Raw genomic sequence first — 9,654 nt, forward strand, 5'->3', positions numbered from 1 at the left:
AAAGGCAACCGCCCCCTCGCCCGAGCTTTGCGGGCGCGGGGCCGTGGTGTGTCATGCGACGCGCACGGTCATGTCATGCGATGTGCGTCCGCGCGTCATGCGTCGCGCATACGCGGGTCAGCCGCGCTGGATCCCCGTGGTGTCCTGCAGCACACCGCGGCGGCCGTCCTGGGTCTGGGCGACCAGCGCCTGACCGCGCTGCTCCACCGCGAGGTACCAGGTGCCGGGGGCCAGTTCGGCGATGGTGTTCGACGAACCGTCCTCCGCGTACAGCGGACGGGCCACCGGCACCGCGAACCAGAACGGGGCGAAGTCCCCGCCACCCGCGGCCGGCGGGGTGGGGGCCGGAGCCTGCTGGCCGCCGAAGGGCTGGCCGGGCTGCGGCTGACCGGGCTGACCGGGCTGCGGGGTGCCGTACGGCGCGGGGGCGCCGGGCTGGGCACCGCCCGGACCCGGGTACCCGTACCCCGGCTGCGGGCCCTGGGCGCCGTACGGGGCCGGGGCCGGGGCGGAGGCGTTCATCAGCGGGGCCTTGAGAGCCGGGACGCGCTGGGTGAGCAGCGCGACGGCCGCCATCGCCAGGGTGGCGATCAGGCCGAGGATCTGCCCGACGCCCTTGTCGACTCCGTCCGGGCCACCGATGATCGTCCACAACGAGCTCCAGGCCGCGAAGACCGCGAGCGCCGAGCCCCACTGCTCGAGCGAGAGCCCGAAGAGGTTGCGGCCCGCGGGCTGGAAACGCGCGGAGACGATGAGCGCCGCGGCGATCACGCCGGCCAGGAAGATCGACGGCAGTACGGGGAAGAAGTCGGACTTCCATCCGTTCTCACCGGCGTCCTTGCAGAAGCTGCTACCGCCGCAGTCGACGGTGTAGAAGTCGAGGAAGGAGGCGATGAACAGCAACACCGCTGCTCCGATCACCACGCCGTCGCCTCGAGTGAGCGAGCGGATGTTCAACGTGAGGTCCTTTGTCGGTTTCGTCTGTACGAGCGCTGCCGCCAGGCGCGATAGCGCGAAGGCGTCGGGGGTGGGCCCCATCGTACGGGTGAATCCGCCTGCGGAGACCGGGGGTGTCCCATCGGTATCCCGGTCGTGACCTCCCGTTCGGTTGTGGCGGCGCTACTCGTTCAAGAAGTCCGTAATGCCCTGTGCGATACCGTGTGCCGCGCGTTCGCGCCACGCCGTGTCGGTCAGTTCGGCGGCGTCCTGGGAGTCGCGCATGTTGCCGCACTCGATGAACACCTTCGGAACGGTGGAGAGGTTGAGTCCGCCCAGGTCACCCCGGACGTCCAACCCGCTGCCGTCGCCGATGTACTGCGCGGGCGCACTGCCGGTGGCCTTGGCGAACTCGCCGCGCAGCCGCTCGCCGAGTTGGCGGGACGGCGCGGTGATGGCGGAGGTGTCCGCGCCGCCGCCCCGTACGGACTTGGGCAGGATCACATGGAAGCCGCGCTCCCCGGCGGCCGCGCCGTCCGCGTGCACGGAGACCACCGCGTCGGCGTGGGCCTTGTTGCCGATCTCCGCGCGCTCGTCGACGCACGGCCCGTACGGCCGGTCGCCGTCCTGGGTGAATCGCACGGTGGCGCCGCGCGCTTCGAGCAGGGTGCGGGCGCGGCGCGCCACATCGAGGGTGAAGGACGCCTCGGGGTAGCCGGAGTTGGTTTCCGTGCCCGTGGTGTCGCACTCCTTCTGCTCGGTGCCGATGTCCACGAGCCGGGAGATCTGCGAGGGATGGTCGCGGTTGTGCGGATTGTGGCCGGGGTCGATCACCACGACCTTGCCCTTGAGGGGCTTTCCGGGCACTCCGGGCTTTCCGGACTCCCCGGATGGGGTAGGCGGTGAGGACGGTGCGGACGGTACGGACGCGCCGGACGACGGGGGCGGCGGGGAGGACGTCGAGGAGGTCGTGGGCCCGCCCGCCCCGCCCGTGCCGTCCGCGTCGTCGTCCTTCGAACCGCCCAGGGAACTCCACAACAGCCAGCCGACGAAGCAGGCCGGTATCAGCGCCACCAGGACGATGGCGAGGGTGCCGCCGCGACGACCGGGCTCAGGAGGAAAGCTGCCGTAGGACACGCGGGCGATGGTAGCGGCCCGGCCGACGCGCCTCGGGCGCCGGGCGCCCCGGCCGAGTGCTCGCGGTCAGGCGGGCGCCCCGGCCGAGTGCTCGGGAGGCTCGCGGTCAGGCGGGCGCCCCGGCCGAGTGCTCGGGAGGCTCGCGGTCAGGCGGGCGGGGCGGCCGCGGTGCGGCGCAGGACGCGGAGCGAGCGGGTGGCGGAGACCTCGGTGAACGCGCCGGAGGCGAGCGCGCGGCGGTAGATCCGGTACGGCGCCTGGCCGCCGTCGGCCGGGTCGGGGAAGACGTCGTGGATCACCAGCAGCCCACCCGGCGCGACATGCGGCGCCCAGCCCTCGTAGTCGGCGCTCGCGTGCTCGTCGGTGTGCCCGCCGTCGATGAACACCAGCCCGACCGGCTTCCCCCACACCGCCGCGACCCGCGGGGACCGCCCGACCATGGCGATGACGTGGTCCTCCAGGCCCGCCCGGTGGAGGGTACGGCGGAAGGTGGGCAGCGTGTCCATCCGCCCCACCTCGGGGTCGACCACCTCCGGGTCGTGGTACTCCCAGCCCGGCTGCTGCTCCTCGGAGCCCCGGTGGTGGTCCACGGTCACGGCGACCGTCCCGGCCGCGCGGGCGGCGTCGGCCAGCAGGATCGTGGAGCGCCCGCAGTACGTGCCGACCTCCACCAGCGGCAGCCCTGGCGCCGCCGCCCGCACGGCCGCCGCATACAGGGCGAGCCCCTCGTCCAGCGGCATGAAGCCCTTCGCCGCCTCGAAGGCGTCGAGCACGGTGCGGTCGGGGACCGCGGGCGCGGCGGCGGCAGCAGACTGAGTCACCCGCTCATCCTGCCGCACCGCCACCGGCCCGCGGCGCCCGGGGCCACGGCCCTTCGACGGGTGCCCACCGGGGACGTACTCAGCAGATCGGCGGCATGCGCGGCCTGACCGTGCTGGCCACGGTCGCGGCCGAGCGGATCACGGGGCACGGCGGGGCCGGACCGGAGGCGCTCGCGGCCGGGGACGGCCTCGCCTTCGTCGTGGCCACCGGGATCATCGCGACGGCGGTGGTGCTGATGGCCGTCCTGCTGCCGAGGACGCCCGCGGTCACGGTCACCCGCGGCCCCTCGTAGCCGACTCACAGCCAGCCGTTCTGGCGGGCGGCGCGGACGGCCTCCATGCGGTTGCGGGTCTGGGTCTTGCCGATGGCCGAGGAGAGATAGTTGCGCACGGTGGCGGGGGAGAGGCGCACCTTGGTCGCGATGTCCGCGACCGTCGCCCCGTCCACCGCCGCCGAGAGCACATCGCGCTCGCGCTGGGTCAGTGGGTTGGGGCCCGCGCTGAGCGCGGCCGCGGCCAGGCCCGGGTCGATCACCCGCTCACCGGCCAGCACTCGGCGGATCGCCACGGCCAGCTCCTCCACCGGGCCGTCCTTGACCAGGAACCCGGCCGCCCCCGCCTCCATCGCCCGGCGCAGATAGCCGGGGCGGCCGAAGGTGGTGAGGATCAGCACCTGGCAGTCCGGCAGCGCCTCGCGCAGCGCGGCGGCCGCGTCCAGACCGCTGCGGCCGGGCAGCTCGATGTCGAGCAGCGCCACATCGGGCCGGGTCTCCAGGGCCCGGGGCACGATCTCGTCCCCGTTCCCGAGCTGCGCGACGATCTCGAAGTCGTCCTCGAGCCCGAGCAGCAGGGCGAGCGCGCCCCGCATCATCCCCTGGTCCTCGGCGAGCAGGAGCCTGATCACGTCCTTCGTGCCCTCCGCCGCGGCCACGTCCTCCGCGCCGTGCGCGCCCTTCGCCTCGTTCACGCCGTCCGGGCCCCCTCGACCTCGGCCTCCACCACATCCTCCGTATCCACCGGCAGTTCGGCGACGAGCCGGAAGCCCCGGCGCCCACCGGGGCCGGACTCCAGCGAGCCGCCCGCCGCGGACAGCCGCTCGGCCAGGCCCTTGAGCCCCGTACCGCCGATCGCGCCGATCCCGCCGTCCGCGCCCGCCATGTCCGCGCCAGTCGCGCCAGTCGCGCCAGTCGCGCCAGTCGCGTCCGCTGCACCCGTCGCGCCCGCCGCGCGCGTACCGGTGGCACGGGAGCCTACGCCGCCCCCGTTGTCCGTGATCTCCAGCCGTACCCGGTCCATGCCGCTCCGCACCTCGATCTCGCACCGGGACGCCCCGCTGTGCCGCACCACATTGGTGACGCCCTCGCGGACCACCCACCCCAGCAGCGCCTCCGTCTGCGGGGCCAGCGGCGGCCCCTCGCGGCGGACGACGGCCTCGATACCGGCGGCGTCCAGCGCCGAGCGGGCCCGGTCCAGCTCGGTGGCCAGGCTGCCCTCGCGATAGCCGGTCACGGCCTCGCGGATCTCGGTGAGCGCCTGCCGCCCCACCGCCTCGATGTCCGCGGCCTGCCCCAGCGCGGCCTCCAGGTTCTTCGGGGCGAGCCGGCGCACCGCCTCCGCCTTGACCACGACGACCGACATGGTGTGGCCCAGCAGGTCGTGCAGATCGCGGGAGAACCGCAGCCGCTCTTTCTCCACCGCCGTACGGGCCAGCTCCTGGCGGGTCGCGCGGAGCTGGGCCACGGTCTCGAAGAGCGACAGGATGGCCGCCGTCACCAGACCGGACAGCATGGTGCCGTAACTGACCGTGAGCGAGTCCGAGGCGCCGCCGCGGAGCCCGGCGATGACTCCCGCGGAGGCGGACAGCACGAGGATGACGGGCCCCAGCTTCCGCCTCCCCCCGCGCAGCACGATCCCGGAGGCCAGCGACAGCAGCGGGAAGCACAGCAGCCAGTTCCCGGCGTAGCCGATGCCCAGCGCATAGGTGACCGCCGCCAGCCCGGCCAGCGACAGCGGCGGGGTCCTGGTGTGGCGGCGGCGCTCGTCGAGGGCGGTGAAGACGGTGGTGAGGTAGAGCGCCATGAAGGCCGCCACTCCCGCGCCACCGAGCCAGGGCAGCGGCGTCTTCCCCTTGAAGAGCGCCTGTACGTCCCCCGTGAGCATGAAGAGCCAGGGCACGAAGGCGCGGCGGCCCGGTGGCTTGAGGCGCTCGATGCGCGTGGCGGTGGCATACATGCGTCCGACCCTACGGATCCCCGTATGAGCTGGGCAGATGCGGATGTCGGGGGATGGCCGTGACATTTGTCCCGGGGCCTTCGGTACCCCGGCCGCCGCCACCTGACGGGTCGTCAGCACGCGCCGTCCGCACCCTTCCCCCTTCGGGGCGATTGGGCTATACAGGGTGCCATCGGCTAGAACGCGTTCTACATGTCCACGCGGACGGCGCGACCCTGCCGACCAGCGACGACCCCGGCACGGCCGACGGTGCGGACGGGCGGGCCGGGGTCTTCGGACCGTGGCCCAGCGAGCGGACCAAGGAGTGGTGTCGCCCCATGCCCATCGATGTCGCGAAGGCCATCTCGGCCGAACCCCGGAGCACGGCTCTCATCTGGGGGCAGAAGGACATCCAGCTCTACCACCTGGGCATCGGCGCCGGAATCCCCGCCACCGACCCCCAGGAGCTCCGCTACACCCTGGAGAGCAAGCTCCATGTGCTCCCCAGCTTCGCGACCGTCGCGGGCGGCGGGATGGCGGTCGCCGGAGGCATTGCCGCACCCGGTATCGACGTCGACCTCGCCGCCGTACTGCACGGCGGTCAGACCGTCGAACTGCACCGGCCCATCCCGCTCGGCGGGGACGCCACCCAGACCTCGAAGGTCGCCGCCGTCTACGACAAGGGCAAGGCGGCCGTCATCGTGCTGCGCTCCGACGTCGCCGACGCGGACGGCCCGCTGTGGACCTGCGACACCCGGATCTTCGTCCGGGGCGAGGGCGGCTTCGGCGGTGAGCGCGGCCCCTCCGACCGCCTGGAGCCCCCGGCCCGCGAGCCGGACCGCACGGTGGAGCGGGCCATCCGCGAGGACCAGGCGCTGCTCTACCGGCTCTCCGGGGACTGGAACCCGCTCCACGCCGACCCCGAGTTCGCCAAGCTGGCGGGGTTCGAGCGGCCCATCCTGCACGGGCTGTGCTCGTACGGGATGGTGCTCAAGGCGGTCGTGGACACGGCGCTGGACGGGGAGGTGGCCCGGGTGCGCTCGTACACCACCCGCTTCGCCGGGGTCGCGTACCCGGGCGAGACCCTGCGCGTCCGGATGTGGCAGGACGAGGGGCGGGTCCAGGTGACGGCGACCGCCGTCGAGCGGGACGACGCACCGGTCCTCACCGACACCATCGTCGAACACACCTGAGATGACGCACACCTGAGATGACGCACACCTGAGATGACGCATGCCTGAGATGACGCATGACTGAGAGCACGCACGCCAGGCACGCCTGAGAACACGCACGCTCGACATCACGAGGAGCCGCTGTGCGCGCAGCCGTACTTCACGAGACGGGACAGGACAAGCTCGAGGTCCTCGACGACATCGAGGCGGTGGGCTTCGGCCCCGGCAAGGTCCGGCTGCGGCTGAGGGCCACCGGGCTGTGCCACTCCGACCTCTCCGCGATGGCCGGGGTGCTGCCGCAGCCCGCGCCATTCGTCCCCGGCCACGAGGGCGCGGGCGAGATCCTCGACGTGGGCGACGGGGTGACCGGGCTGAGCGCCGGCGACCGGGTGCTGGTGTGCTGGCTGCCCGCGTGCGGCGGCTGCCCGGCCTGTCAACGCGGTCAGACCGAGCTGTGCCTGACCGGGTTCATGAACGCCGGAACCCCCAACTTCCGCCGCCCAGGCGGCAGTCCGGAGGACGTCTTCGGGATGTCCGGGACCGGCACCTTCGCCGAGGAGATCGTCCTGGCCGCGCCCTGTGCCGTGCCGATCCCCGACGACGTCCCGTACGACATCGCGGCGCTCATCGGCTGCGGGGTGACCACCGGGCTCGGGGCCGTCTTCAACACCGCCCGGGTGGAGGCCGGTTCATCGGTCGCGGTCATCGGCTGCGGCGGGGTGGGCATCAGCGTCATCCAGGGGGCGAGGGCGTCGGGCGCGGCGCAGATCGTCGCCGTCGACCCCGTGGAGTCGCGGCGCGAGGCCGCGCTGCGCTTCGGCGCCACCGAGGCGGTGACCCCGGACGGTCTCGACACCGCCAAGAACAGCGTCACGGCGGGCGAGGGCTTCGACTACGTCTTCGAGGTCGTGGGCCGTTCCGCCACCGCCCGCCGGGCGTACGAGATCACCCGGCGCGGTGGCACGCTGTGCGTGGTCGGCGCCGGGGCGCTGGACGACTTCCTCCAGCTCAACATGTTCGAGCTGTTCTTCGACGAGAAGCGGATCCTGCCCTCGCTGTACGGCGGCGGCGATGTGCTCCGCTCCTACCGGCGCACCATCGACCTGTGGCGGGCGGGCCGGATCGACCTCGAAGGGCTGATCACCCACCGGGTGCGGCTCGGCGAGATCAACGAGGCGATAGGCCAGATGCGGACCGGGGAGGCGCTGCGCACATGCATCGAGATGTGACCGGCCCGCTGACCGGGAAGACCGCGATCGTCACCGGCGCCGGACGCGGCCTCGGCCGCGCCGAGGCCCTGGAACTGGCGCGGCTGGGCGCCAATGTCGTCGTCAACGACTACGGGCAGGGCGGACGCGACGGCAGCGGCGAGGCATCGGCGGGACCCGCCGAGCAGGTCGCCGAGGAGATCCGCGCGGCCGGCGGCCGGGCCACGGCCCACGCGGGCGACGTGGCCGACTACACGGAGGCGGGCGAGTTGGTCCGGCTCGCGATCGACACCTACGGCGCGCTGGACATCCTGGTCAACAACGCGGGCATCCTGCGCGACCGGATGGTCTTCTCGATGGGCGAGGACGAGTGGGACTCGGTGATCCGGGTCCATCTCAAGGGCCACTTCAACACCATCCGCTTCGCCGCCGCGCACTGGCGCGAGCGGTCCAAGGCGGCGGACGGCGGCCCGGTGCACGGCCGGATCATCAACACCTCCTCCGAGGCGTTCCTCGCCGGTTCACCGGGCCAGCCGAACTACGCGGCGGCCAAGGGCGGCATCGTCGGCCTCACCACGTCCACGGCGGCGGCCCTCGCCAAGTACGGGGTGACGGCCAACGTCATCTGCCCGCGCGCCCGCACCCGGATGACCGAGGACGTCTTCGCGGACTTCGAGCTTCCGGAGGACGGTCGCCTCGACGCCCTCGCCCCCGAACACGTGGCCCCGCTGGTCGGCTATCTCGCCTCACCGGGCGCGGCGAAGGTGAACGGGCAGGTGTTCGTGGTGCACGGCGGCATGCTGGCGATCCTGGAGCGGCCGAAGGTGGCGGCGAAGGTGGACGCGAAGGGGGACGCCTTCGGCTTCGAGGAACTGGACGCGGCGCTGACGCCGTACTTCGCGGAGCGGGGCGGGGAGGGCTTCGCGGCGGTGGAGGTGCTGGGGCTCAAGCGGGGGTGAGGTGCCATCGGCCGGGAGGAGGGGGCTGGCCGGGGACACCCCGCGATCGCCGGGCGGGCCGGACTTCCGGGGGAAATCCAGCCCGTCCCGCGATCGGGGACGACCCTGAGGTGCCTACGGCCTCGAGGACCTGAGGCCTTGGGGCCTTGAGGCCTTGGGGTCTTGACGGTCCTCAGGAGCCGTTCTCGTTCGGGCGACGGTGGCGGCCGTGGACCGGTGCCTGGGTCTCCTCGGACGCGGCCTGCCCCCGGTGCTTGCCCTGAGAACCATCGGCCTGGGCCGCGGCGGCGTCCCGCGGGCGCGCCTGGGTCGTGTCGATGTGGGTTTCGGACATGGTGGGTACGTCACCCCGTCAGATCGCTTTGTACTGTGCGAAAGGGGCTGACCACGATGTCGCACGACGTTCCATGCGCATCACCCGAGGCGTCCCGCGCGTGACGGAACGCAGGAATGCGCAGCCCCTACCCGAGTCTAACCAATCGGGTGATCCCGGACCCAGCGGGGTGGCCGGGGCCGGGGTGGCCGCGCGAGCGGCGCCTGCTGCAGCGGTACGGGCCGCAGGGCGGGGGTCAGACCGGTCCCGGGAGCGGGCTCCGGCTCGGGCCCCATCTCCTGCTCGACCCCGGCCCACGACCCGGTCCCACCCCACGGCTCCACCCCGGACCCGCACTCGGGCTCCGGCACCCGCTCGTGCACGGCCATCGGCAGCGGCTCGTGTACGGGCATGGGCACCGGCTGGTGTACGGCCATCGGCACCGGTTGGTGTACGGGCATCGGCACCGACTGGTGTACGGCCATCGGCGCCCGCTCCCGCAGCGGCATCGGCTCGGGTGCCCGGGACGGCGTCGGCGTCGGCTCGGACACCGGCCCGGACGCCCGCACGGGGACGGACGCGCCGGGCCCGCCGACCCGGGTCCACGGTGTGATCCTGGTCGCGATCCCGGCCACGGGCGTCGTCGCCGCCCGCGACGCCTGAACGACCCGCGCTTCGGCCGCGGCCGGGCCGGATGCCCGTGTCACCCCCGCGATCGGCCGAGCCCCGGTCGCCTCGTCCGACCCCCACGCCGCCGCCGCGTTGTCCGGCCCCCATGGCGCCGCCGCGTTGTCCGGCCCCCATGGCGCCGCCGCGTTGTCCGGCCCCCATGGCGCCGCCGCGTCGTCCGGCCCCCATGGCGCCGCCGCGTCGTCCGACCCCCACGGCGCCGCCGCG

10 protein-coding genes and 1 pseudogene are annotated in these 9,654 nt (G+C 73.5%); 4 read left to right on the top strand and 7 right to left on the bottom strand.

What is annotated here, in order from left to right; all coding sequences use genetic code 11:
• Positions 1 to 117: 117 nt before the first annotated feature.
• The 3 genes from ACFXB5_RS49275 to ACFXB5_RS49285 all read right to left on the bottom strand — a co-directional run bounded on the left by ACFXB5_RS49275 (position 118) and on the right by ACFXB5_RS49285 (position 2,894).
• Complete coding sequence (locus tag ACFXB5_RS49275; RefSeq protein ID WP_385221490.1) at positions 118 to 957, bottom strand: hypothetical protein; 840 nt, start codon at positions 955 to 957, stop codon at positions 118 to 120.
• A 162-nt stretch (positions 958 to 1,119) separates the two neighbouring features.
• Complete coding sequence (locus tag ACFXB5_RS49280; protein WP_385221493.1) at positions 1,120 to 2,073, bottom strand: N-acetylmuramoyl-L-alanine amidase; 954 nt, start codon at positions 2,071 to 2,073, stop codon at positions 1,120 to 1,122.
• A gap of 146 nt (positions 2,074 to 2,219) precedes the next feature.
• Entirely contained in the window at positions 2,220 to 2,894 is a 675-nt protein-coding gene (locus tag ACFXB5_RS49285) for a class I SAM-dependent methyltransferase (RefSeq protein ID WP_385221496.1), read from the bottom strand.
• Between the two features lie 95 nt (positions 2,895 to 2,989).
• On the opposite strand from ACFXB5_RS49285, the gene ACFXB5_RS49290 reads away from it, so the two are divergent.
• Entirely contained in the window at positions 2,990 to 3,187 is a 198-nt protein-coding gene (locus ACFXB5_RS49290) for a hypothetical protein (RefSeq protein ID WP_385221499.1), read from the top strand.
• 5 nt (positions 3,188 to 3,192) lie between these two features.
• Here ACFXB5_RS49290 and ACFXB5_RS49295 read toward each other — a convergent pair whose 3' ends face one another.
• Both ACFXB5_RS49295 and ACFXB5_RS49300 read right to left on the bottom strand, forming a co-directional pair.
• A complete protein-coding gene (locus tag ACFXB5_RS49295) occupies positions 3,193 to 3,798 on the bottom strand; it encodes a response regulator (protein ID WP_385221512.1) in 606 nt (201 codons plus the stop codon).
• A gap of 59 nt (positions 3,799 to 3,857) precedes the next feature.
• Entirely contained in the window at positions 3,858 to 5,126 is a 1,269-nt protein-coding gene (locus ACFXB5_RS49300; protein WP_385221501.1) for a sensor histidine kinase, read from the bottom strand.
• A gap of 317 nt (positions 5,127 to 5,443) precedes the next feature.
• Between ACFXB5_RS49300 and ACFXB5_RS49305 the strand changes: the two genes are divergently transcribed.
• The 3 genes from ACFXB5_RS49305 to ACFXB5_RS49315 all read left to right on the top strand — a co-directional run bounded on the left by ACFXB5_RS49305 (position 5,444) and on the right by ACFXB5_RS49315 (position 8,444).
• Entirely contained in the window at positions 5,444 to 6,298 is an 855-nt protein-coding gene (locus ACFXB5_RS49305; protein WP_385221504.1) for a MaoC/PaaZ C-terminal domain-containing protein, read from the top strand.
• 122 nt (positions 6,299 to 6,420) lie between these two features.
• Positions 6,421 to 7,506 carry a Zn-dependent alcohol dehydrogenase gene (locus ACFXB5_RS49310; RefSeq protein WP_385221506.1) on the top strand — a complete coding sequence of 362 codons (1,086 nt, stop codon included), beginning with the start codon at positions 6,421 to 6,423 and terminating at the stop codon, positions 7,504 to 7,506.
• Positions 7,491 to 8,444, top strand: a complete 954-nt coding sequence (locus ACFXB5_RS49315; RefSeq protein ID WP_385221508.1) for a 3-oxoacyl-ACP reductase — start codon at positions 7,491 to 7,493, stop codon at positions 8,442 to 8,444. The genes ACFXB5_RS49310 and ACFXB5_RS49315 overlap by 16 nt, the downstream gene beginning before the upstream one ends.
• 172 nt (positions 8,445 to 8,616) lie before the next feature.
• Here the strand turns inward: ACFXB5_RS49315 and ACFXB5_RS49320 are convergent, their stop codons facing one another.
• Both ACFXB5_RS49320 and ACFXB5_RS49325 read right to left on the bottom strand, forming a co-directional pair.
• Positions 8,617 to 8,778, bottom strand: coding sequence for a hypothetical protein (locus tag ACFXB5_RS49320; protein WP_385221510.1), 162 nt, complete (start codon positions 8,776 to 8,778; stop codon positions 8,617 to 8,619).
• Between the two features lie 137 nt (positions 8,779 to 8,915).
• A pseudogene (locus tag ACFXB5_RS49325) lies at positions 8,916 to 9,654 on the bottom strand (hypothetical protein); the annotation flags it as partial.

Origin of the sequence: Streptomyces sp. NPDC059455 (assembly GCF_042750115.1) — a bacterium.
Taxonomy (GTDB): domain Bacteria; phylum Actinomycetota; class Actinomycetes; order Streptomycetales; family Streptomycetaceae; genus Streptomyces; species Streptomyces endocoffeicus.